Source organism: Cupriavidus sp. SIMBA_020, assembly GCF_046535395.1.
Lineage (GTDB): Bacteria > Pseudomonadota > Gammaproteobacteria > Burkholderiales > Burkholderiaceae > Cupriavidus > Cupriavidus campinensis.
Window position 1 is genome coordinate 1 of sequence record NZ_JAWRWU010001298.1, and the last position, 249, is coordinate 249.

The following is a 249-nucleotide window of genomic DNA, read 5'->3' on the forward strand; positions in this document are numbered from 1 at the left end:
GGGCTGGTGGGCGATGCCCGGCTGACGCTCGAAGCCTTGTTGCCGCGGCTGGAGCCCAAATCGTCGAATTCCTGGCGCGAGCGCATAGAGAAAAGCGTGCGCCGCTGGCGCGAGACCGTCACGGCGCGTGCCATGGTCGAAGCCAAGCCCGTCAATCCGCAACGCCCGTTCCTGGAGCTGTCCAGTCGACTGCCGCCGCACAGCATCATCACCTGCGACTCGGGCTCGGCCGCCAACTGGTATGCGCGC

General features: G+C 67.5%; 1 pseudogene. It reads left to right on the plus strand.

Annotated features, from left to right (window positions below):
• Positions 1-249, plus strand: a pseudogene (locus SB751_RS33700) (thiamine pyrophosphate-requiring protein); the annotation flags it as partial.